Origin of the sequence: Cupriavidus sp. 2TAF22 (genome assembly GCF_052115045.1) — a bacterium.
Lineage (GTDB): Bacteria > Pseudomonadota > Gammaproteobacteria > Burkholderiales > Burkholderiaceae > Cupriavidus.
This window is the reverse complement of record NZ_JBFRFX010000057.1, coordinates 1-21,647: the sequence shown is the minus strand read 5'-3', so window position 1 is coordinate 21,647 and position 21,647 is coordinate 1. Positions and strand designations below refer to the sequence as shown.

Genomic DNA, 21,647 nt, shown 5'->3' with positions numbered 1-21,647 from the left:
CCGCCGCGGCGCGCATCGCCGCCCCTCCAGCCGGACAAAACCCCGGCAAGCCGGGGTTTTGTCCTGGCGCCCGGCGGCCGTGGCCGCCCAGCGTGGCCCTGCTAGCGACGTCCTGCCGCCGGCGCCGCGGCCGGCGCCGGGGCGCCTCCCGCCGAGCGCATATAGCGGAAGAAGTCGGAATTGGGCTCCAGCACCAACACGTCGCGCTTGTCGCGGAAGGTATTCCGGTAAGCCTCCATGCTGCGCCAGAACTGCGCGAACTGCGGATCGCGGCCGAATGCATCGGCGTAGATCTGCGAAGCCTGGGCATCGCCCTCGCCCTTGATCTTCTGCGCGTCGCGGTAGGCCTCGGCCAGCACGACTTCGCGCTGGCGGTCGGCGTCGGCGCGGATCTTCTCGCCTTCGGCCGCGCCGGTGGAACGCAGTTCGTTGGCCACGCGCTTGCGCTCGGCCTCCATGCGGCGGTACACCGATTCGCTGATCGCGGGCAGCAGGTCCACGCGCTTGAGGCGCACGTCGATGATCTCGACGCCGACCGACTGGGCGTAGTCGGCCATGGCCGAGCGGATGTTCTGCATGACCTTGTCGCGCTCGCCGGCGACCACGTCGGCCACGGTGCGCTTGCCGAATTCCTCGCGGGCGACCGAATCGATACGCTGGGTCATGCGATCCTGGGCGCCGCGGATATTGCCGTTGAAGGCAACATAGAACTTGCGCGGATCGACGATGCGCCATTTGACGAACCAGTCCACCACCATGCTCTTCTTCTCGGCGGTCAGGAAACGCTCGGACGCGGTCGCGTCGATGGTCAGCAGGCGGCGGTCCATGAAGATCACGTTCTGCAGCGGCGGCGRCAACTTGAAGTGCAGGCCGGGCTCGCGCACCACCTGCTTGATCTCGCCAAAGGCGAAGACCACGGCGTACTGGCGCTGGTCCACCACGAACACCATCGAGGAGCCGATCGCCAGCAGGATGAAGAGGCCAATGACAATGGAAATCAGTCGGTTCATGTCAGGGCTCCTCAGCGCGAATCGCGGTCACGGTTGCGCAGCAGTTCGCGCGACCGGTTATCGCCGTTGGCCTCGGGCGCGGGCGTGCTGCCGCTGCCGGTGGCGGGAGCCTGCGCGGCGCCGGCGGCCGGCGCGCGCGGATCGGCCTGCACCTGCGACATCAGCTTGTCCAGCGGCAGGTAGAGGAGATTGTTGCCCTGGCGCGAATCCACCAGCACCTTGGTCGAATTGGTATAGATCTGCTGCATGGTTTCAATGTAGAGGCGGTCGCGCGTCACCTGCGGTGCCTTGGCGTACTGCGCCTGGACCTGCTGGAAGCGTGCGGAATCGCCTTCGGCCTGGTTGACCACGCGCGACTTGTAGGCCGACGCTTCTTCGTTCAGGCGCGCGGCCGTGCCCTTGGCGCGCGGGATCACGTCGTTGGCGTAGGCCTGGCCCTCGCTGATGGCGCGCTCGCGGTCCTGGCTGGCCTTGTTGACGTCGTCGAAGGCGGCCTGCACCTGCTCGGGCGGCTGCACGCTCTGCACGTTGACCGAGATCACGCGAATGCCGGTCTTGTAGGCCGACAGGATGGACTGGATCGACTTGGCGAGATTCTGCGCGATCTGCTCGCGGTTCTCGTACAGCACCGCATCCATCTTGTTGCGCCCGACGATCTCGCGCACCGAGGTCTCGGCTGCCTGCGTCACCAGTTCTTCATCGCCGCCGCGGTCGGTCTTGTTGAAGAACAGGAATTCGCTGGCGTCCTGGATGTCGTACTGCACCGTGAAGCGGACGTCGATGATGTTCTCGTCCTGCGTCAGCATGGACGCGTCCTTCAGGTTGCTGTCCTTGATCGAGGTCGAGCGGCCCACTTCCACCGAGCGCACGCTCGACAGGTTGACGATCTCGGCCGACTGGATCGGATACGGCAGGCGCCAGTTGATGCCGGGGCCGGTGGTGTACTTGAACTTGCCGAACTGCAGGATGACCGCGGTCTGACCTTCCTGCACCATGAAGAAGCCGCTGGCCAGCCAGATGCCGATGGCCGCGACCACGACGACGCCGGCACCCACGCCCGAGCCCTTGCCCGGGGTGCGCGCGCCGCCGCCAAAACCCTGGTTGCCGCCGCCACCGTTCTCCTTGCGGCCGAGCAGGCCGTTCAGGCGACGGTTGAAGTCGCGCCAGAGCTCATCCAGGTCGGGCGGGCCGTCCTGGGGTGGACGCTGTTGCTGCTGCCGGTTGTTGTCGCGGCCGTCCTTGTCCTTATCCTTGTCTTCATCATCGCCCCGACCCCAACGTGGATCGTTCAACGACAGGATCGCGCGCAAACGCTGCCAGGCCGTCCGATAGGGGGCGACACCGCTGGCGCGGGCGCCGAAGGCATGGCTCGATTCAGGATTCCGGGGAAACTGGGGCATGAAGTGCACGGGTCCGGGATAGTTGGAACAGGGGGATTCTAACAGTCATCGACGCCACATTTTCCTATTTGGGGCAATCTGGCGCCGATTTCCGCCGAACCGGCTTACAGCGTGTCGGGTTCTTCCGGATCGACGCCGGGCCCGGCATCGGGATCGGCGTCGCCGTGATCGTCCAGGGCATCCTCGAGATGCGCGTGGCCGTCGGAAAAACGCGGATCCAGCGGCGGGCGCTCCGGCGGGCGTTCGGCCAGCCAGCGCGCCGCTTCCACGACGGCCTCGCGCAGGGCGTCCAGGCCGATGCCGTCGCGCGCGCTCACGAACACCCGCACCGGCACGCCTTCTTCGTTGCGCTCCACGCGCGGCCCCTGCTCCAGGAGTTCCGGCGCGGCATCGATCTTGTTCATCACGACGATCTGCGGGATGTCGTCGGCATTGATCTCGGCCAGCACGCGGTTGACCTGCTCGACCTGTTCATGCCGCACCGGGCTGGAGGCGTCCACCACGTGCAGCAGCAGATCGGCGTGCACGGTTTCTTCCAGCGTGGCGCGGAACGCCGCCACCAGCTGCGTGGGCAGGTCGCGGATAAAGCCGACCGTGTCCGAGAGCACCACGTTGCCCAGCCCCTCCAGGTAGAGCCGCCGCGACGTCGTATCGAGCGTGGCGAACAACTGGTCGGCCGCGTACGCGCGCGCCTTGGTCAGCGCGTTGAACAGCGTCGACTTGCCGGCATTGGTATAGCCGACCAGCGAGATGCTCAGCGTATCGTTGCGCGCCCGCGCGCGGCGCTGGGTGCTGTGCTGGCGCTGCAGGCGGGTCAGGTCCGACTTCAGCCGCTTGGCGCGTTCGTCCAGCAGCCGGCGGTCGAGTTCGAGCTGGCGCTCGCCGGGGCCGCCGCGCATGCCGATACCGCCCTTCTGCCGCTCCAGGTGGCTCCAGGCGCGGACCAGCCGCGAAGCCTGGTACTGGACCTGGGCCAGCTCGACCTGCACCTTGCCGACGTGGCTCTGCGCGCGCTGCCCGAAGATGTCCAGGATCAGCCCCGTACGATCGATCACGTGACGCTGCAGGAAGCGCTCGAGATTGCGTTGCTGGGCGGGGCTCAGGGTGTGGTTGAACACCACCACGTCGGCGTCGAGCGCGTCGGCGGCCTCCTTGAGTTCTTCCGCCTTGCCCGAGCCGATGAACAGTGCCGGGTCCGGGCGCGAGCGCCGGCCCGTCAGCATGTGCACAGGCGTGGAGCCGGCGGTCGACGTCAGCAGCGCCAGCTCGCTCAGGCTTTCCTGGAAATCGTGCTTGCCGAAATCGACGCCGACGAGGATGGCGCGGGAAGACTCGGAATTGGAGGTAGCTCTAGATTGCAAACGGGAGGATCGCGGAACGCGATAAAGGAAAACGTAGAAACCGGCCGGGGGCGTGGCTGGTGCCGCGAGGCAAGCGCCTGGCCCGGGAGGTGCCCGATGGCGGAAGGTGTCCGCGGTGGGATGCACCAGGGTGAGGCATTGTCCGCGGCAGACCCATGTTCATGCCTGCGGTACAACCGGATGGCCGGTGTCGTTTTTGGTGTCGAACCGGGATTTCAGGCCCCGGCGCGGCACCGCTTGCGGCGGCCGTGTCGCGCTTGCGACGGGCGGCCGGAAACATCAGAATTTACGGTAAAGGATCAACCCTCGGCCGTATCGTCCACGCGGAAATTCACGGCGCGCGCGGGCACGACGGTGGAGATCGCATGCTTGTAAACCATTTGCGTCACGGTATTGCGCAACAGGACGACGTACTGGTCGAACGACTCGATATTGCCTTGCAGCTTGATGCCATTGACGAGGTAGATTGAAACCGGCACGTGCTCTTTGCGCAGCGCGTTCAGGAACGGGTCTTGTAGCAATTGCCCTTTGTTGCTCATGGCACACTCCAAAATTATAGATTTAGTGATTGATGATGGGGACGTTAATCCCCGATTCAAGTCGAGCGGCGCAAAACCGCGCCAAAAAAGATCAAAACGGTACCAAGCTAGCATCGTCTCGCAGGGAACCCCCTGCTAACGAGAATTTAGCCTCAGTTCCAAACGAACGCAAACGAAACTTGCCCGCCATGGCCCCCGCTGCCCGACTCAATCCTTCGAGTCGGCATATGGGTTTTTGTTCGTACGAAATTCGATGCGCAGCGGCGTGCCCTTGAGCTTGAATGCCGTGCGGAAGCGATTTTCGAGATAGCGCCGATAGCTGTCCGCGACACCCGAGAGCGAGTTCCCGTGCACCACGATGATCGGCGGATTGGAGCCGCCCTGGTGCGCGTAGCGCAGCTTGGGCCGGGTCGCGCCGACGCGCCTGGGTTGCTGGAACTCGACCGCTTCCTGCAGGATGCGCGTGAGCTGCGGCGTGGGCAGCTTGACCATCGCCGCCGCGTAGGCATCGTCCACCGAGCGCAGCAGCGCGCTGATGCCGGTGCGCTCGCGCGCCGACACGAAATGGAAGTTGGCGAAATCCAGGAACTGCAGCTTGCGCTCCAGATCGTGCTTGATGCGGTCGCGGGCATGGCCGTCGAGCCCGTCCCATTTGTTGACGCCGACCACCAGCGCGCGGCCCGACTCCACGATAAAGCCGGCGATATGCGCATCCTGCTCGGAAACGTCCTGCTGCGCGTCGAGCAACAGCACCACCACATTGGCGTCGGCGATCGACTGCAAGGTCTTGACCACCGAGAATTTCTCGATCGCCTCGAACACCTTGCCGCGCTTGCGCAGGCCAGCGGTATCGATCAGCGTGTAAGGCTTGCCGCCGCGCTCGAATTCCACGTAGATCGCGTCGCGCGTGGTGCCGGGCATGTCGAAGGCGATCACGCGCTCTTCGCCGATCAGCGTGTTGACCAGGGTGGACTTGCCCACGTTGGGACGGCCCACGATGGCGATCTTGACGCCGCGCTGGGCGCTGTCCTCTTCCTCGGCCAGTTCGGGACGTTCCTTGACCGCCAGCTCCAGCGCCTCGTCCACCAGTTCGCGCACACCGTCGCCGTGCGTGGACGAGATGGCATAGGGGTCACCCATGCCGAGCTCGTAGAACTCCGCGGCCACGGTGGTGTACTTCATGCCCTCGGCCTTGTTCACGGCCAGCATGACGCGGCGGCCGGTCTTGCGCAGGTAGTCCGCGATCACGCGGTCCTGCGGTGCCAGCCCGAGACGGCCGTCGACGAGGAAGATCACCACGTCGGCCTCGACCACGGCCTGGCGGGTCTGCTTGGCCATCTCGGCCACGATGCCGTCCTTGGCCACCGGCTCGAAGCCGCCGGTATCGATGGCGATGAACGGGCGTTCACCGATGCGGCCTTCGCCGTAGTGACGGTCGCGCGTGAGCCCGGGCAGGTCGGCGACGAGAGCGTCGCGCGAGCGGGTCATGCGGTTGAATAGCGTCGACTTGCCCACATTGGGACGGCCGACCAGAGCGATAACTGGTTTCATGCAATAAACGGAAATGGGGGCCGGCAGATGCCGCCCCCCAGGAACTCCGGAGTGATGTGGGTCCGACGGCCGGGCGCTACGCACCTGGCCACGTTTCCTGTCGGGCAACCGGGCTGGCATTGCAGCCCGGCCTCGTTCACCTGCACGATCCCGCGGACCGTGCTACCGGATTGGCGCAGCCCATGCCGACAGGTGCACGGGCCATCGCCTTCATTGTCGCGGCGCCTCAGTCCGGCACGAAGCCGTAGAGGTTGCCGTCGCGCGTCTGCACCACCAACGATGCGCCCGCCACCACCGGCGCGGCGGTAATCTCGCTGCCGTCGGTCTTCACGCGGGCCACGAACTGGCCGTCTTCGCGCGAGAGGAAATGCACATAGCCATCATAGTCGCCCATCACCACCGAGCGGCCCAGCGCCAGCGGCGTGCCCAGGCGGCGATACAGCAACTGGTCGTTCTTCCAGCGCTCGTTGCCGTTCTGGCGGTCGAACGCATGCACGACCGAGCGTTCGTCGCTGGCGTACAGCGAGCCGTCATCCTGCGCGGGGCCGGTCGGCGACGAGAAATCCTTGCCCCATTGCGGCTGGCCATTGGCCAGTTCCAGGCAGGCCACGCGGCCCTGGAAGGTGGTGGCGCAGACCTGGCGGCCATTGACCATCGGCTGGCCGGTGACGTCGTTGAGCCGTTCGATCTCGGACACGCCCTTCGGATAGGACACCGTGCTTTCCCAGCGCAGCACGCCGTTGCCCGGGGCCAGCACGCCGAGCTTGCCGCCCGGGAAGCCCATCACGATGCCGTCGCCGGCAAACACCATGCCCATCGCCGCGCGCAGGTTGAGCGCGGTCTGCGAGCGCTGGTAGATCCAGCGGCGCTCGCCGGTCTGCGCATCCAGCCCGAGCACGCGCGTGTCGGTGGTGCGCACCACCACCAGGCCGTTGCCGACCAGCGGCGCGGACAGGACCTCGCCGTTGACCTGCTTCTTCCAGAGCTGCTTGCCACTGTTGTCGAAGGCAAACACGGCGCCCTTCTCGCCCGCCACCGCGGTGACGGTGCCGTCGCTGCCGGGACCGCTGGTCAGGTCGATATCGGTCTTGGCCTCCCACAGCGTGCGGCCGGTCGTGCCGTCGAACGCCATCACCTTGCCGCCGTTGGAGGACGCGTAGACCGTGCCGCCGGCCACTGCCGGCTGCAGCGAGTACGGGCCGCTCTTGCCGACGCCGGCCTTCCAGGCCTGGCGCACCGACAAGGTCTGGGTGATCGGCTTGAGTTCGACCGGCGTGCGCTTGTCAGCCTTGCTGAACAGCGAGCAGCCGCCCAGGGTGGCGACACACGCGGAGGCCACCACCAGGGCGCGGACGAAATTGCCGTGTTGCTGGTTCTTGGCCGTGCCGGAAAACAATGACGTCATGAGGTTCCGATCCTGAATTGGGTTGAAACGCGATTTTGCTGGCAGCAGCCGCGCCCGCGCACGGGCGCCCTGCCTGCGGGCCGGAGAGCCGGGCAATGCCGCCCTCAGGCGGTGCCCAGCGCGTCGAGCTTGAACTGGATGATCTGGCGCATGGCCGCATCATTGGCGTTGAGCTTGTCGAGCGCCTGCCGGTACGCCGTGCGCGCGTCGGCACGCTTGTCCTGCGCAGCCAGCAGGTCGCCGCGGCGATCCGCATACAGCGCCGTGAACGGTGCCGGCGGCTCGTCCTTGAGCAGGGCCAGGCCCTGGTCGTAGGCCTTCTCGTCGAGCAGCACGCCGGCCAGGCGCACGCGCGCCAGATAGGCGTATTCGCCGTCGCCGTGGTCGATCGCCCATTGCAGCTGGACCTTGGCGCCGGCCAGGTCGCCCGCATCGTACAGCACCTTGGCGGCCACCAGCGCAGACATGGGGCCATAGGCGGTCTTGCCGAACTTCTGCTCGAGGTCGCCCGCGGCGCGCTTGATGCGCTCCACGTCGCGGCTGTCGGCAGCCTTGACGACCTGCTCGTACAGCAGCGCGGCTTCGCCGGCCTGCTTGCGCTGCCAGTAGTTCCAGCCGCTCCAGGCAGCAAAGGCCAGCAAGCCGGCGATCAGCGCCCAGGTCACGGTGTTGCCGTACTGGCGCCACCAGGCCTTGAGGCTCTCAAGCTGTTCCTGTTCTTCTAGATCGTAAGCCATGTCGAGGGATCCACCCGCGTATGTTTGTATGAGGGGCCGCGCGCGACCCCTGGTCTTGCTGCCCGTGCCGGCGGCCGGGCGCGTTTATTCGCTGGCGCCCACCATGGCGTCGATGATGTGGTCGACCAGCGTTTCCGCCGGCACCGTCACCTGCGCACCGCCGCCCTCGGCCTGCGCGCCCTGGCGCAAATCCTTGACCTGGGCCGTGCCAGCCGCCACTTCATCGTCGCCAATGATAACGGCATAGGCAGCGCCGCTGCCGTCCGCGCGCTTCATCTGCGACTTGAAGCTGCCGCTCTTGCCGTCCGGCGTGGCGTGCAGCAGCACATCGAGGCCGGCATCGCGCAGCCGCTCGGCGGCGATCATGGCCTGCTCCGCAGCCGCCGCGCCCTGGTGCACCAGGTAGACGTCGCAGCCCTCGGCCTCGGGCACCAGCCCTTCCTCGCGGATCAGCTCGATGATGCGCTCGATGCCCATGGCCCAGCCGCAGGCCGGCGCGCCCTTGCCGCCCATCTGCGCGATCAGCGGATCGTAGCGTCCGCCGCCGGCGATGGTGCCTTGCGCGCCAAGCTTGTCGGTGATCCACTCGAACACCGTCAGGTTGTAGTAGTCCAGCCCGCGCACCAGGCGCGGGTTGATCTTGAACGGAATGTTGTTGGCCTTGAGCAGGCGCTGCACGCCTTCGAAGTGGGCCAGCGATTCCTCGCCGAGGAAATCGATCAGCTTGGGCGCGTTGGCCGCCATCTCCTGCAGCGCGGGATTCTTGGTGTCGAGCACGCGCAGCGGGTTGGTGTAGAGACGGCGCTTGCTGTCCTCGTCGAGGATGTCCTGGAAACCTTCCAGGTACTTGATCAGTTCCTCGCGGTGGGCGGCGCGCTCATTGGCCTGGCCCAGCGAGTTCAGCTCCAGGCGCACCCCGACCAGGCCAAGGTCGTCCCACAGGCGCTGGCACATCAGGATGATCTCGGCGTCCACGTCGGGGCCGGCAAAGCCCAGCGCCTCGGCGCCGAGCTGGTGGAACTGGCGGTAACGGCCGCGCTGGGGCCGCTCGTGGCGGAACATCGGGCCGGTGTACCACAGGCGCTTGGGGCCGTCGTACAGCAGGTTGTGCTCGATGGTGGCACGCACCGCGGCGGCGGTGCCTTCCGGGCGCATCGTCAGCTGCTCGCCGTTGAGCGCATCGGTGAAGGAATACATTTCCTTCTCGACGATGTCGGTCACCTCGCCGATACCGCGCACGAACAGCTGCGTATGCTCGACGATCGGCGTGCGGATCTGCTGGTAGCCATAGGCGCGCAGCATGGCGCGCGCGGCGTTCTCGAAATGCTCCCACAGCGGCGCGTCCGCCGGCAGCATGTCGTTCATGCCCTTGACGCCCTGCAAGGCCTTGGCGGCCTTGCCCTTGCTGTCTGCCTTGTTGTCGCCGGCCTTGGCGGCGTCGCCGCCGGCCGCCGGATTCACGGGTTGATTCATCTTCTGTTGTCTTTCCCTGTGGTGCCCTGTCCGCGACGGATCAGGCCGCCACCTCATTGCCTGCGCGCCCGGCATTGCTGCCATAGTGGGAGCGCACATAGTCGTCGACGATCGCCTGGAATTCCTCGGCAATCCGGTCGCCGCGCAAGGTCTTGACCTTGACGCCATCGACGAACACCGGCGCCGCCGGCGATTCGCCCGAGCCCGGCAGCGAGATGCCGATATTGGCATGCTTGCTTTCGCCAGGGCCGTTCACGATGCAGCCCATCACGGCCACGTCCATTTCTTCCACGCCGGGGAATTCGGTCTTCCAGACCGGCATCTGCTCGCGCAGGTAGCTCTGGATGCTGGCCGCCAGTTCCTGGAAGGTGGTGCTGGTGGTGCGGCCGCAACCCGGGCAGGCAATCACCATCGGGGTGAAGTTGCGCAGGCCCATGGTCTGCAGGATTTCCTGCCCCACGTAGACTTCCTTCTCGCGCGGCGCGCCCGGCTCTGGCGTCAGCGAGATGCGGATGGTGTCGCCGATGCCTTCCTGCAGCAGCACCGACAGCGCCGCCGTAGAGGCGACGATGCCCTTGCTGCCCATGCCCGCCTCGGTCAGGCCCAGGTGCAGCGCGTAGTCGCAGCGCTTGGCCAGCTCGCGGTACACGGCGATCAGCTCCTGCACCTGCGAGACCTTGCACGACAGGATGATCTGGTCGCCCGACAGGCCGATTTCCTCGGCCTTTTTCGCCGACTCGATGGCGGAGGTGATCAGCGCCTCGACCATCACGTTCTGCGCCGGCCACGGCTGCGCGCGCCGCGCATTCTCGTCCATGACGCGCGCCAGCAGCGACTGGTCCAGGCTGCCCCAGTTCACGCCGATGCGCACCGGCTTGTTGTAGCGGATGGCCATCTCGATCATCTGCGCGAACTGCGTGTCGCGCTTCGCGCCCTGCCCCACGTTGCCGGGGTTGATGCGGTACTTCGACAGCGCCGCGGCGCACTCGGGATAGTCCTGCAGCAGCTTGTGGCCGTTGTAGTGGAAATCGCCCACCAGCGGCACGTTCACGCCCATGCGATCGAGCTGCTCGCGCACGGCCGGCACCGCGGCGGCGGCCTCGGGCGTGTTCACCGTGATACGCACGATCTCGGAGCCGGCACGCGCCAGTTCCTTGATCTGGATGGCGGTGCCGATGGCATCCACCGTATCGGTGTTGGTCATCGACTGCACGCGCACGGGTGCGCCGCCACCGATGGTGACCACATTGTCGCCCCACACCACGCGCGCCTGGCGCGTCATGCGGCGGGGCAGCGGGCCGGGCAGTACCGGCATACAAGCCTGTTGATCCAGTTGATTCATAGCATTACCACCTTGGCCTTGCCTCGCCCTGCGATTGCGCATGGCTGGAGAAACGGTGTTTTCAGGGCAGCGTCAGGCGCGCCACGTTGTTGCGGTTGGCAGCCGCCAGATCGACCGGCGCGCCATTGCGGGTGAGCGACTCGACCCCCTTCACATTGCCGATCACCACCTTGTAGGGTGGCGTGCCGCCGCCGCTGAGGTCCTGGCCGGCGCGCGCGGTGCCGCCCAGCACGACCTTGCCGCTGCGGTCGCGAATCTCGTACCAGGTGTCGGACGCGAAGCGGATGCGCAGCTCGCCGTTGCCCGCGGCCGCGGGTGCCGCGGGCGCCGCGGCCACCGGGGCTGGCGTGGCCGCCACGGCGGCAGGCACGGCCGCAACCGGCGTGGCCGGCTCGACCGCCACCGGGCCGCTGGCCGGCAAGGCTTCGGAAGGCGCGGGTGCGTCGGAGGCCGCCATCACCGGCGGCAGTGCCGCCGTGACGGTGCCGGGCTCGCTACCCTGCGGCGCCGTCGCGGCCGGCGGCGCGCTCAGGCCTTCCTTGCGCGCCTCGAGCCATTGCTTGAAATGATCCAGGCCGAACAGCACGCCGCCGCCGATCAGGGCAACCACCAGGGCCAGCCAGATCCAGCGCCCGCCCGAGCCGCTCGAGCCGAAGCGGTTGCGGTCGTCGAAACTTTCGTTGAGGCCGCCTTCGCGGCGCGTGCCGATCGCCACCACGGGCACGGCCTGCGCATGGAAACGCGCGAGCAGCGCATCGATGTCGACATGGAGCATGCGGGCATAGGCGCGCATCACGCCCTTGGCAAAGGTCACGTCCGGCAGCGCCGCGACATCGCCCTGCTCGATGGCGGCCAGCTTGTGCGCGGCAACCTTCAGCCGCGCGCTGACATCTTCCAGCGAGAAGCGCTGATCCTTGCGCGCCTGCGCCAGGCGTTCGCCAATCTCGCGCGCCACCGCCTCGCGTCCGGCGTCGGCGGTGGTACCGCCCACGTGACCCGTCGCTGCAGTCTGGCCTTCGGCGCGCTCTTGCTCACTCATCCCATGCTCCTTGTTCGTATGCGGTCAACTCACGCGAGTCGGGAAAACGGCTGCGCAGCTGGGCCACCATGGCATTCTGCGCCGCGACGTCGCCCTGACGGCGGGCAATGCGCGCACCCAGCCAGAGGGATTGCGCGCTGACGAAACTACTGTTGTTGACGCGCCCGGTGTATTCCTTCGCACGCGGGAAGTCCCCGCGCTGGTAGTAGAGCAACGCCAGGTTATTGTTCACTTCCGGGTTGTTGCGGTCGTAGCGCAACGCGCCGAACAGGCTCTTCTCGGCCGCCTCGCCGTCGCCGTTGCGCAACTGGCAGGCGCCGAGGCTGGTCAGGGGCTTGACCGGGCCGCTTGCCGACGGCACCGTGATCGCGCGCTCGAGCAAAGGCACGGCCTCCCGGTAACGGCCGTTCATGCAAAGGAACCAGCCGTAGTTGTTGAGCACGTCGCCATCGTCGGGACGCATCGACAGCGCGCTGCGGAAGCTGTCCTCGGCCAGCGCGCGCTCGTTCATGTTCATGTAGACCAGCGCGCGAATATGGTAGGCATCGACCAGCGTCGGGTCGATGGCGATGGCCTGCCTGGCCTCATCCAGCGCGACGCTATATTGGCCGGCCGACAGGTAGCTGGTAGCCAGCTGCAGCCGGATGGTGGCGCGCCGCTTGACATCGGTCTGATCGGACGCGGTCTGGACATCCGGCTTGGGCGGGGGCGGCAGCTGGCAGGCAGACAGCATCATCAGCCCCATCAGGACTGCGACTATCAGACGCGTCATGCAGGGCGAGCCTCTTGCGGCTGGCCGGCACCCGGCGCGCTTGCCATGGGTGCCGCCACGATTGGCGTGATCTTCCCGAACTTGCCGCGCTCCGCCAGGCGGGTGCGGTCCTTGACCTCGCCGGCGAGCTGGCCGCACGCCGCATCGATGTCGTCGCCACGCGTCTTGCGGATGGTGGTGACGATGCCCGCATCCATCAGGACCTGGGCGAAGCGGCGGATCTGGTCGTTGTTCGAGCGCTTGAGGCCCGATTCCGGGAAGGGATTGAACGGGATCAGGTTGAACTTGCATGGCACGTCGGCCACCAGCTTCAGCAGTTCCCGGGCATGCTCGACACCGTCGTTGACGCCGTCCAGCATGCAGTATTCGAAGGTGATGAAATCGCGCGGCGCAAACTCGAGATAACGGCGGCAGGCCGCCATCAGTTCCGCCAGCGGGTATTTCTTGTTGAGCGGCACCAGCATATCGCGCAGCGCATCGTTGGATGCGTGCAGCGACACCGCCAGGGCCACGGGCAGGTCCCTGGACAGCCGGTCCATCATCGGCACCACGCCGGACGTGGACAGCGTCACGCGCCGGCGCGACAGCCCGTAGGCATTGTCGTCCAGCATCAGGCGCATGGCGGGGACTACCTGGTCGTAGTTCAGCAGCGGCTCGCCCATGCCCATCATCACCACGTTGGAGATGACGCGGTCGTCCTTGGGGCCGCGCCCCAGCTGGGCGCGCATGGCGAACTCGGCCATCCACAACTGGCCGATGATCTCGCCGGTGGACAGGTTGCGCGAGAAGCCCTGCTTGCCGGTCGAGCAGAACCGGCAGTTGACGGCGCACCCCGCCTGCGAGGACACGCACAGCGTACCGCGCGTTTCCTCGGGGATGTACACCGTCTCCACCGCATTGCCGGCACCGACGTCGAGCAGCCATTTGCGCGTGCCGTCGGCCGACAGGTTGTCGGTGATGGCGGCAGGCGAGCGGATCTCGGCGCGCGTGGCGAGCTTTTCGCGCAGCGACTTGGCGAGATCCGACATGGCGTCGAAGCGGCTGGCGCCGAACTGGTGAATCCAGCGCTGCAACTGCCGCGCACGAAACGGCTTCTCGCCGAGCTCGCCGCAATAGGCGGTGAGCGCGTCCGCATCCAGATCGAGCAGGTTGACGAGATCGTTCATGACGGCAGTATCGACTTCAAGGTCAGTCTAGTGCTGGGGAATAAACCAGACAATCAGCGGCTGTAAACGTTCATGCCGGGGAAGAAGAACGCGATTTCGACGGCAGCCGTTTCCGCTGCGTCCGAGCCGTGCACGGCATTGGCGTCGATGCTGTCGGCGAAGTCGGCGCGAATGGTGCCCTTGTCGGCCTTCTTCGGGTCGGTTGCGCCCATCAGGTCGCGGTTCGTCAGGATGGCGTTCTCGCCTTCCAGGGCCTGGATCATGACCGGGCCGGAAATCATGAAGTCCACCAGGTCCTTGAAGAACGGGCGGGCGCTGTGCACGGCGTAGAATTGCTCTGCTTCGCCGCGCGACAGGTGAGCCATCTTGGCAGCCACGACCTTCAGGCCGGCGGCCTCGAAGCGAGCGTAGATCTGGCCGATGACGTTCTTCGCCACGGCATCCGGCTTGATAATGGACAGGGTGCGTTCGATCGCCATAAAAACTCCGAAAAATGAAGGGGTTACAATTGGAATAAACGTGCAATTCTAGCACGAGACGGTTATGGTTTCGAGAACGCCCCTGCCGCCGCGCCACCGCCCTGGCCGGCCAGCCCCCCTTGCCCGGCAATAGGCCCCTTTAGTCACTTTGATATTTGCTGGCCTACAGGGAACGCCGGGCGCGGCCGATAATCGAATGAACGTTGGCCGCGCGGGGCGAGATTACACCTTGATGACAAAGTGGCGGTTAAGTTTCACAGCCCTTGCAATTCGCCCTATGCGATGCCACATTGGCGATGTGCCCGCCTGGGTCAACCCGGCGCCTCACCGTTCTTGAGACAGGAGTCACCATGGATAACAAGCTGAATACCTACGGTTTCGGCAGCGGTACCGCAACCAGCGACGTTGTGGTCCGCAATCGGGTAATGCGCAACACCTACTGGCTGCTCGCCATTTCGATGATCCCGACCGTCCTCGGCGCCTGGATCGGCGTGGCGACCGGCTTCAGCCTGATGCGGGGCAGCCCCGGCCTGTCGCTGATCCTCTTCCTGGGGATCGCGTTCGGCTTCTTCTACGGCATCGAGAAGACCAAGAACAGCAGCATGGGCGTGGTCCTCCTGCTAGCGTTCACTTTCTTCATGGGCCTGATGCTGTCGCGGCTGATCGGATYCGTGCTGCAGTTCTCGAACGGCCCCGCGCTGATCATGTATGCCTTTGGCGGCACTGCGGCGGTATTCGGCGCCATGGCGACCGTCGCCACGGTCAGCAAGCGCGATTTCTCCGGCCTGAGCAAGTTCCTCTTCGTCGGCGTGATCCTGCTGATCCTGGCCAGCGTCGCCAATATCTGGCTGCAACTGCCGTCGCTGATGATCACGGTGTCGGTCATCGCCATCGGCATCTTCTCGGCCTACATCCTGTTCGACGTGCAGCGCGTGCTGAACGGCGGCGAGACCAACTACATCACGGCCACGCTGGCGATCTACCTGGACGTGTACAACGTCTTCGCCAACCTGCTGGCGCTGCTGGGGATTTTCGGCGGCAGCCGCGATTAGGAGCCCCGCTTCGCTTCGTTTGAAGCAAGCGCCCGGACAGACGACCTGACCGCACCGCCCCCCAAAAAAGAAGCCAGCGCATCCGCGCTGGCTTTTTTTCGTGCCGCCAGCCCGGGCGTTAATCGCGGTCGAACACCGCGATCGATTCCACGTGGGAGGTATGCGGGAACATATTGACCACGCCCGCGCCCGACAGCCGGTAGCCGGCCTCGTGCACCAGCAGGCCGGCGTCGCGCGCCAGCGTGGCCGGGCTGCACGACACGTAGACGATGCGCCGTGGCAGCACATCGCTGCCGGCCCGGGCCAGCTCTGCGAGCGCCTTGCACACCGCCAGCGCGCCCTCGCGCGGCGGATCGACCAGCCAGCGGTCGAAGCGGCCCAGCGCGGCGATATCCTCGGCACCAACCTCGAACAGGTTGCGGCAGGCAAATTCCGTCTTGTGGTCTAGGCCGTTCCTGGCCGCATTGGCCAGCGCCCGCGTCGTCAGCAGCTCGCTCCCCTCGATCCCCATCACCGTGCGACCGCGCGTGGCCAGCGGCAGCGTGAAGTTACCGATACCGCAGAACAGGTCGAGCAGGCGGTCATCAGGCTGCGCATCGAGCAGGCTCAACGCCCGCCCGATCAATACACGGTTGATCTGGTGGTTGACCTGCGTGAAATCGGTCGGCTTGAACGGCATGCGGATGCCGAACTCGGGCAGGGTGTAGGCCAGCTCGCGGTCCAGCGGATAGAACGGCACGACCGTGTCCGGCCCCTTGGACTGCAGCCAGAACTGCACTTCGTGCCGGTCGGCGAAGGCGCGCAACAGGTCCTCGTCCGCCGTGGTCAGCGGCTCCAGGATGCGCAGCACCAGCACGGTCACGTCCTGGCCGACCGCCAGCTCGATCTGCGGCATGCGATCGCGGATCGACAGCCCCGTGACCAGCTCGCGCAGCGGTACCAGCATGGCCGAGACATGCGGCGGCAGCACTTCACAGCGCGTCATGTCGGCCACGAAGCTGCTCTTGCGCTCGTGGAAACCGACCAGCACCCCACCCTTCTTCGCGACATAGCGCACCGTCAGGCGGGCGCGGTAGCGGTAGCCCCAGTCGGGCCCGGCGATCGGGCGGAACACCACGTCCGGGCGCAGCTTCGACAAGTGCCAGAGATCGTCTTCGAGCACGCGCTGCTTGATCGCCAGCTGCGCGCGCGAGTCCAGGTGCTGCATCGAACAGCCACCACAGACGCCGAAATGCTGGCAGCCCGGCTTCACCCGCATGGGGGTGGCCTGCTTGATCTCGACCAGCGCCGCCTGCTCGAAGCTGGCCTTGCGCTTGAAGCTGCGATAGCTCACGGTTTCCCCGGGCAGCGCGCCTTCGACGAAGATCACCTTGCCGGGAGTGCCGTCCTCGTTGACCAGCCGGCCGACGCCGCGCGCCTCCATATCGAGGCTATGGATCTGCACGACCGGCTGGGCGGCGGAGGGAACGGCAACAGGAACGGACGAGGCGGCGGGAACGCCACCTTCCGGCGCCGGTTGGGCTTGCGGTTGAGTCACGGCTTGGGACACTTGGGGAGCTGTCGTATTGTTTTGCGAAAGCGCGATTGTATTCCAGACCCGGCCCGGCACGGCCGCCCAATGGGGCGATGCCGGGTGAAGGCGGACACGGCCAGCGACGAAACGAGCGCACGACAAGTGCGCGCGATTGGCGCAACATGGACACAGCGTGCAAACCCAGCCGGCAGGCGAGCAGGAGGCGACATGGAACTGATCTCGTGGAATATCCAGTGGGGCCGCGGCGCCGATGGCCGCGTCGACCTGGCCCGCACGGTGCGAACGCTGCGCGCCATTGCTGATGCCGACGTGCTGTGCCTGCAGGAAGTCACGCGCGGATACACCGAACTCGGCGGCGGCCCCGGTGCCGACCAGGTCGCGGAACTGACGGCGCTGCTGCCCGGCTACCGCATCCTCTACGCACCCGGCGTCGACCGCCTGGCCGCCGACGGCTCGCCGCGCCAGTTCGGCAACCTGATCGCCACGCGCCTGCCGGTGCGCGAGGTATTCCGCCACGCCCTGCCCTGGCCCGCCGACGCGACCGTGCCATCGATGCCGCGCGTAGCGCTGGAAGCTACCGTGATGGCAGACGACCGGCGCCTGCGCGTGATCTGCACACACCTGGAGTACTACTCCACGCATCAGCGCGCGGCCCAGGCGGATGCGCTGCGCAACTGGCACCGCGAGGCCTGCGAGCACGCGAGCCAGCCTGGCTTGCGCGAAGGCAGGCCGGGCCCGTTCACACCCGAGCCGCGCCCCGTTTCCGCGGTACTGTGCGGGGATTTCAACAGCGTCCCCGACGATATCGCCTACTTGCGCATGCTGGCCCCGTACGACAACTCGCACGAGCCCGGCGTGGTCAGCTGGCACGACGCGTGGATGCGCGCCCACCCCGGCCAGCCCCACGCGCCCACCTGCGCGCTGCACGACAAGGAACAGTGGCCGCAGCGGCCCTTCGCCTGCGATTTCATCTTCATCACGGAAGACCTGCAGCCGCGCTTGCTGTGCTGCGAGGTGGACGGCGAAACGCAGGCTTCCGACCACCAGCCGCTCTACCTCTCGCTGGCGGACGAATAGCGCCCGGGGACGAATGGCAAACGCCCCGGCGCGGCATGGCCGCGACGGGGCGTTGCAAGACAAGCGGCAAGCGCGCGGTTCAGATCTCGGGTTCTTCCTCGTCATCGCCGCCGGCATGCACCGGCTTGATGCGAAAGGCACGCAGGTAGTCCATCCACTGCGCGCCGGGCAACTCGGCAAGCGACTCCTGCACGAACTCGACTTCGGTATCGAACTGCCGGGGCGTCAGCCCGCCACGCATCAGCTGGAAGCGGCAATACACCAGGTAGGTATTGACGACATCGGTCTCGCAGTAGTCGCGGATCGCGCCCAGCTGACCGTCCTGGTAGGCCTGCCAGACCTTGCTGCCGTCCATGCCCATCTTGCCGGGAAAGCCGCACAGCTTGGCGAGGTCATCGAGCGGCGCACTGGCGCGCGGCTGATACATGGCCAGCAGGTCCATCAGGTCCAGGTGCCGCATGTGATAGCGGCTGATGTAGTTGTTCCACTTGAAGTCGCGGCTGTCGGACTCGCTGCCCTCGCCCATCTCCCAGTAGCGCGGCGCCAAGATGCCGTGCACCAGGCCGCGGTAGTGCAGCACGGGCAGGTCGAAGCCGCCACCGTTCCACGACACCATCTGTGGCGAGTAGCGCGCCACCAGGTCGTAGAACTTCTGGATCAGGACAGCCTCGCCATCTTCCGCCGTACCCAGGGAGCCCACATGGAAAACCGGGCTGCCGTCGCGCTGGTTGCGCCGCAGGACACACGAGATCGCGGCGATGCGCTGCAGGTAATGGGGCAGGAAATCGCTGCCGGTCTTGTCGCGCCGGGCCGCGAAGGCATGCTCCGCGACTTCGGCATCGGTCATTGAATCGGGATGGTCGTGAAGACGACGCAAACCATCGACATCGGGAATGGTCTCGATGTCGAATACCAGCACAGGTGTCATAGAACGGCGTCCTTGCGCACGCCTTGGGAAGCGAAATGGCGCTTGAGCTTGACCAGCGCCTCTTGCTGGATCTGGCGCACGCGCTCGCGCGTCAGCCCCATCTCCTCGGCAAGTTCTTCCAGCGTGGCTGGCTCGATATGGTTAAGGCCGAAGCGGCGCTCGACGACGTAGCGGTGTTTCTCCGACAGGCGCGCCAGCCACTGCTTCATCAGGTTTTCCAGTTCGCGGTGCGCGACTTCCTGGTCGGGCGCGGCGTTATGCTCGTCCGAGAGGAAATCCAGCAGGCTGGAACCGGGATCCAGGTCGAACGGCGTATCGAGCGAGGTGGTGTGCTCGTTGAGCGCGAGCACATCCTGTATCTCGTCGGGCGTCTTGCCCAGCAGGTGGGCGATGTCCTCCAGGCTTGCGTCGCGCCCGTCCGTGCCGCCCTTTTCCAGATGGCGCTTGGCGCGCAGCACCTGGTTGAGTTCGCGGATCACATGGACCGGCAGGCGCACCGTGCGGGCCTGGTTCATGATGGCACGCTCGATGCTCTGGCGGATCCACCATGTCGCGTAGGTCGAAAAACGGAAGCCGCGCGAGGGATCGAATTTCTCGATGGCATGCATCAGCCCGAGATTGCCTTCCTCGATCAGGTCCAGCAAGGGCACGCCCCGATTGAGGTAGCCCTTGGCGATACTGACCACCAGTCTCAGGTTGCGCTCGATCATGACCTGCCGCGCCGAGAAATCGCCGCCCTTGGCCAGCGTCGAGAAATGCAGCTCCTCGGGCGCGGACAGCAGCGGCTTGATGCTGATGCGGTTCAGGTAGTGCTGGACCGTATCGGCGGCCAGCTCGGTATGCAGCACGGTGCGGAAGTCGTCGTGGTCCGGCGCAGCGGCTTCCCTGCCGTTCTCACCTTCCTCTTCTTCGTCGGCTTCGTCGTCTTCCTCGTCGCGGGCCTGGCGCTCGACTTCCTCGACCATCAGATCGGCTTCGCGCAGGCCTGCCGCGCTGCCGGTGGTGATCGGCTCATCGGTCAGCGGAACGAGGTCGGCAGCGGGATCCTGGTCGTATGCCTCGGCATCGGCCTGGGCCACGCCAGCGGACTGCTGCATCTCCGGCTGCTTGGAACGCCGGGTCCGGCTGGTGCTTCCGGTTGAGACAGTTTTCTGGCGTGGCATGAATCCTCACTGTGGCGGCAGATACCGCATCGGATCGACTGGTTTCCCGTTTTTTCTGACCTCGAAATGCAGCTTCACTCGATCGGTGTCGCTGTTGCCCATCTCTGCAATCTTTTGTCCCTTGCGGACCGTTGCCTGCTCAGTCACCAGCACCTTGTCGTTGTGGCCGTACGCAGTGAGATATGTATCGTTGTGTTTGATGATGACAAGATTCCCGTAGCCGCGCAAGGGGCCAACGTGAATCACGCGGCCGTCATCGGCAGCCTGTACCGGATCGCCCTTCTTGCCGGCAATATCGATGCCTTTGTTGCCCTTGTCGTCAAAGCGGCCGATCAACTGGCCGGTCACCGGCCATGCCAGCTTGATACCGTTGTCCGCGGCGGCACCGGAAGCCGGCGCGGCGGACGTGGCGGGCGCGCCGGAGGCGGCCGCCGACGGCAGCGGCGTGGGCACCGGGCGGGCCTGGTCGATCGGCTGGCCTTGCACGCTGCCCGGCGTCACCGGCACCGTGGCCACGCCCGGGCCGGCGTTGACGTCGGCTCCCGGGGGCGCCACGCGCAACAATTGACCCACTTCGATCTGGTTCGGGTTGGTCAGCTGGTTCCAGGTGGCCACGTCGCGATACGATTGGCCGTTCTCCAGCGCGATTCGATAAAGCGTATCGCCTCGCTTGACTCGATAGTATCCAGGCGGTGCGGGCTCCAGCGGGGCAACCCCCGCCACGCCGGCGCCGGACGTGCGGTCCACCACGGGAGCCGGCATCGGCGAGGAGGCACACGCCGCCAGCAGGGACAACAACAAAGACGCGGTGACAAGCTGCCCGGCACGGGCGATACGTTCCGTATTCACGATATTGTGCATAGTTCGACTCAGATGGTGCCCGATTTTAATGGCACAAAGAAAACGGCTTCAAGCGCGGTCCGGTGAAATCGATGGCGGTTACGCCGCTCGATCAACAATAACTGCTGCGTGACGGTCTGGCCCGGCCCGCCGGCGGTGGGCGCCACGGCAACCGGGGCGATCAGGCGCCCGCCAATGGCCAGCTGCTCCAGCAACGCCTGCGGCACCTCCATGCCGGCGGCGGCCAGGATGATGGCGGAAAACGGCGCGGCCTGCGGCAAGCCCAGCATGCCATCGCCGTAATGCAGGCGCAGGTTTGGCACGCGCAGCGGCCGCAAGTTCGCCTTGGCTTGTTCGTGCAGCGGACGGATCCGCTCGATAGAGAACACTTCGCTCGCTACCAGGCTCAGTACCGCCGCCTGGTAGCCGCAGCCGGTACCGATCTCCAGCACGCGCGCCAGGGGCTCGTCGGCGGCCAGCCCGTCGCGCAGCAGCTCGATCATGCGCGCCACCACCGACGGCTTGGAAATGGTCTGCTGGTGGCCGATCGGCAGCGCCGCATCTTCGTAGGCCTGCGACGCAAGGCCTGGCTCCACGAAAAGGTGGCGCGGCACGGTGGCGATGGCGTCGAGCACGCGGTCGTCGCGAATGCCTCCTGCGCGCAAGCGTGCCGCCAGCGCGCCGCGCGCACGCTCGGAGGCCATGCCGCCGCCGCCCGCGGTGGCAGCGCTGGCTCGCGCCTGCACCGCGCTGGCCGCCGGCGCCGGGGTGGGCAAGCC

At 66.4% G+C, this 21,647-nt stretch carries 20 protein-coding genes; 2 read left to right on the top strand and 18 right to left on the bottom strand.

The features are described 5' to 3' along the window. Positions 1-101 precede the first annotated feature (101 nt). From hflC to ndk, 13 genes are all read right to left on the bottom strand, one after another. Entirely contained in the window at positions 102-1,010 is a 909-nt protein-coding gene (gene hflC, locus AB4Z48_RS36520; RefSeq protein ID WP_441623140.1) for a protease modulator HflC, read from the bottom strand. An 11-nt stretch (positions 1,011-1,021) separates the two neighbouring features. Next, entirely contained in the window at positions 1,022-2,410 is a 1,389-nt protein-coding gene (hflK, locus tag AB4Z48_RS36515; RefSeq protein WP_441623137.1) for an FtsH protease activity modulator HflK, read from the bottom strand. Between the two features lie 104 nt (positions 2,411-2,514). Continuing rightward, on the bottom strand, positions 2,515-3,771 hold the full coding sequence (hflX, locus tag AB4Z48_RS36510; RefSeq protein ID WP_441623135.1) for a GTPase HflX: 1,257 nt from the start codon (positions 3,769-3,771) through the stop codon (positions 2,515-2,517). Between the two features lie 299 nt (positions 3,772-4,070). After that, positions 4,071-4,310 (bottom strand): RNA chaperone Hfq, encoded by a 240-nt coding sequence (gene hfq / locus AB4Z48_RS36505; RefSeq protein ID WP_017229727.1) that lies wholly within the window; start codon positions 4,308-4,310, stop codon positions 4,071-4,073. 207 nt (positions 4,311-4,517) lie between these two features. Continuing rightward, positions 4,518-5,861: a ribosome biogenesis GTPase Der gene (gene der, locus AB4Z48_RS36500; RefSeq protein WP_441623133.1), complete on the bottom strand. Its 1,344-nt coding sequence runs from the start codon at positions 5,859-5,861 to the stop codon at positions 4,518-4,520. A 226-nt stretch (positions 5,862-6,087) separates the two neighbouring features. Continuing rightward, a complete protein-coding gene (bamB, locus tag AB4Z48_RS36495; RefSeq protein WP_441623131.1) occupies positions 6,088-7,266 on the bottom strand; it encodes an outer membrane protein assembly factor BamB in 1,179 nt (392 codons plus the stop codon). Between the two features lie 104 nt (positions 7,267-7,370). Beyond that, entirely contained in the window at positions 7,371-8,003 is a 633-nt protein-coding gene (locus AB4Z48_RS36490) for a YfgM family protein (protein ID WP_441623129.1), read from the bottom strand. Positions 8,004-8,087: 84 nt separating this feature from the next. Then, positions 8,088-9,368, bottom strand: coding sequence for a histidine--tRNA ligase (hisS, locus tag AB4Z48_RS36485; RefSeq protein WP_441623166.1), 1,281 nt, complete (start codon positions 9,366-9,368; stop codon positions 8,088-8,090). Between the two features lie 148 nt (positions 9,369-9,516). Beyond that, positions 9,517-10,818, bottom strand: coding sequence for a flavodoxin-dependent (E)-4-hydroxy-3-methylbut-2-enyl-diphosphate synthase (gene ispG, locus AB4Z48_RS36480; RefSeq protein WP_441623128.1), 1,302 nt, complete (start codon positions 10,816-10,818; stop codon positions 9,517-9,519). A 61-nt stretch (positions 10,819-10,879) separates the two neighbouring features. Then, positions 10,880-11,857 (bottom strand): helix-turn-helix domain-containing protein, encoded by a 978-nt coding sequence (locus tag AB4Z48_RS36475; protein ID WP_441623126.1) that lies wholly within the window; start codon positions 11,855-11,857, stop codon positions 10,880-10,882. Further along, positions 11,850-12,629: a type IV pilus biogenesis/stability protein PilW gene (pilW, locus tag AB4Z48_RS36470; protein WP_441623124.1), complete on the bottom strand. Its 780-nt coding sequence runs from the start codon at positions 12,627-12,629 to the stop codon at positions 11,850-11,852. Before pilW ends, AB4Z48_RS36475 begins: the two co-directional genes overlap by 8 nt. Continuing rightward, positions 12,626-13,795, bottom strand: coding sequence for a 23S rRNA (adenine(2503)-C(2))-methyltransferase RlmN (gene rlmN, locus AB4Z48_RS36465; protein WP_441623122.1), 1,170 nt, complete (start codon positions 13,793-13,795; stop codon positions 12,626-12,628). Before rlmN ends, pilW begins: the two co-directional genes overlap by 4 nt. Positions 13,796-13,848: 53 nt before the next feature. Beyond that, positions 13,849-14,274: a nucleoside-diphosphate kinase gene (ndk, locus tag AB4Z48_RS36460; RefSeq protein WP_441623120.1), complete on the bottom strand. Its 426-nt coding sequence runs from the start codon at positions 14,272-14,274 to the stop codon at positions 13,849-13,851. Between the two features lie 350 nt (positions 14,275-14,624). Here ndk and AB4Z48_RS36455 point away from each other — a divergent pair, with 350 nt between their 5' ends. Next, positions 14,625-15,326, top strand: coding sequence for a Bax inhibitor-1/YccA family protein (locus AB4Z48_RS36455; RefSeq protein ID WP_441623118.1), 702 nt, complete (start codon positions 14,625-14,627; stop codon positions 15,324-15,326). A gap of 118 nt (positions 15,327-15,444) precedes the next feature. On the opposite strand, the gene rlmD is transcribed toward AB4Z48_RS36455, so the two are convergent. Then, on the bottom strand, positions 15,445-16,749 hold the full coding sequence (gene rlmD, locus AB4Z48_RS36450; protein WP_441623164.1) for a 23S rRNA (uracil(1939)-C(5))-methyltransferase RlmD: 1,305 nt from the start codon (positions 16,747-16,749) through the stop codon (positions 15,445-15,447). 318 nt (positions 16,750-17,067) lie between these two features. Here rlmD and AB4Z48_RS36445 point away from each other — a divergent pair, with 318 nt between their 5' ends. Next, on the top strand, positions 17,068-17,937 hold the full coding sequence (locus AB4Z48_RS36445) for an endonuclease/exonuclease/phosphatase family protein (RefSeq protein ID WP_441623116.1): 870 nt from the start codon (positions 17,068-17,070) through the stop codon (positions 17,935-17,937). Between the two features lie 79 nt (positions 17,938-18,016). On the opposite strand, the gene AB4Z48_RS36440 is transcribed toward AB4Z48_RS36445, so the two are convergent. The 4 genes from AB4Z48_RS36440 to AB4Z48_RS36425 all read right to left on the bottom strand — a co-directional run. Further along, positions 18,017-18,865 (bottom strand): 3'-5' exonuclease, encoded by an 849-nt coding sequence (locus AB4Z48_RS36440; protein WP_441623114.1) that lies wholly within the window; start codon positions 18,863-18,865, stop codon positions 18,017-18,019. Then, on the bottom strand, positions 18,862-20,028 hold the full coding sequence (gene rpoS / locus AB4Z48_RS36435) for an RNA polymerase sigma factor RpoS (protein WP_441623112.1): 1,167 nt from the start codon (positions 20,026-20,028) through the stop codon (positions 18,862-18,864). The genes AB4Z48_RS36440 and rpoS overlap by 4 nt, the downstream gene beginning before the upstream one ends. Positions 20,029-20,034: 6 nt before the next feature. Continuing rightward, complete coding sequence (locus tag AB4Z48_RS36430; protein ID WP_441623110.1) at positions 20,035-20,889, bottom strand: peptidoglycan DD-metalloendopeptidase family protein; 855 nt, start codon at positions 20,887-20,889, stop codon at positions 20,035-20,037. 8 nt (positions 20,890-20,897) lie between these two features. Further along, positions 20,898-21,647 (bottom strand): protein-L-isoaspartate(D-aspartate) O-methyltransferase (locus AB4Z48_RS36425; protein ID WP_441623109.1); only part of this gene is annotated, 750 nt, incomplete at its 5' end.

Bases quoted from the DNA above. Each gene is read 5' to 3' on its own strand.
- AB4Z48_RS36490 (WP_441623129.1), bottom strand. From the start codon at position 8,003: ATGGCTTACGATCTAGAAGAACAGGAACAGCTTGAGAGCCTCAAGGCC.
- bamB (WP_441623131.1), bottom strand. From the start codon at position 7,266: ATGACGTCATTGTTTTCCGGCACGGCCAAGAACCAGCAACACGGCAAT.
- AB4Z48_RS36475 (WP_441623126.1), bottom strand. From the start codon at position 11,857: ATGAGTGAGCAAGAGCGCGCCGAAGGCCAGACTGCAGCGACGGGTCAC.
- rlmD (WP_441623164.1), bottom strand. From the start codon at position 16,749: ATGGAGGCGCGCGGCGTCGGCCGGCTGGTCAACGAGGACGGCACTCCC.
- rlmN (WP_441623122.1), bottom strand. From the start codon at position 13,795: ATGAACGATCTCGTCAACCTGCTCGATCTGGATGCGGACGCGCTCACC.
- ndk (WP_441623120.1), bottom strand. From the start codon at position 14,274: ATGGCGATCGAACGCACCCTGTCCATTATCAAGCCGGATGCCGTGGCG.
- AB4Z48_RS36440 (WP_441623114.1), bottom strand. From the start codon at position 18,865: ATGACACCTGTGCTGGTATTCGACATCGAGACCATTCCCGATGTCGAT.
- rpoS (WP_441623112.1), bottom strand. From the start codon at position 20,028: ATGCCACGCCAGAAAACTGTCTCAACCGGAAGCACCAGCCGGACCCGG.
- der (WP_441623133.1), bottom strand. From the start codon at position 5,861: ATGAAACCAGTTATCGCTCTGGTCGGCCGTCCCAATGTGGGCAAGTCG.
- hisS (WP_441623166.1), bottom strand. From the start codon at position 9,368: ATGAACGACATGCTGCCGGCGGACGCGCCGCTGTGGGAGCATTTCGAG.
- AB4Z48_RS36445 (WP_441623116.1), top strand. From the start codon at position 17,068: ATGGAACTGATCTCGTGGAATATCCAGTGGGGCCGCGGCGCCGATGGC.
- ispG (WP_441623128.1), bottom strand. From the start codon at position 10,818: ATGAATCAACTGGATCAACAGGCTTGTATGCCGGTACTGCCCGGCCCG.
- hflK (WP_441623137.1), bottom strand. From the start codon at position 2,410: ATGCCCCAGTTTCCCCGGAATCCTGAATCGAGCCATGCCTTCGGCGCC.
- AB4Z48_RS36430 (WP_441623110.1), bottom strand. From the start codon at position 20,889: ATGCACAATATCGTGAATACGGAACGTATCGCCCGTGCCGGGCAGCTT.
- hfq (WP_017229727.1), bottom strand. From the start codon at position 4,310: ATGAGCAACAAAGGGCAATTGCTACAAGACCCGTTCCTGAACGCGCTG.
- pilW (WP_441623124.1), bottom strand. From the start codon at position 12,629: ATGACGCGTCTGATAGTCGCAGTCCTGATGGGGCTGATGATGCTGTCT.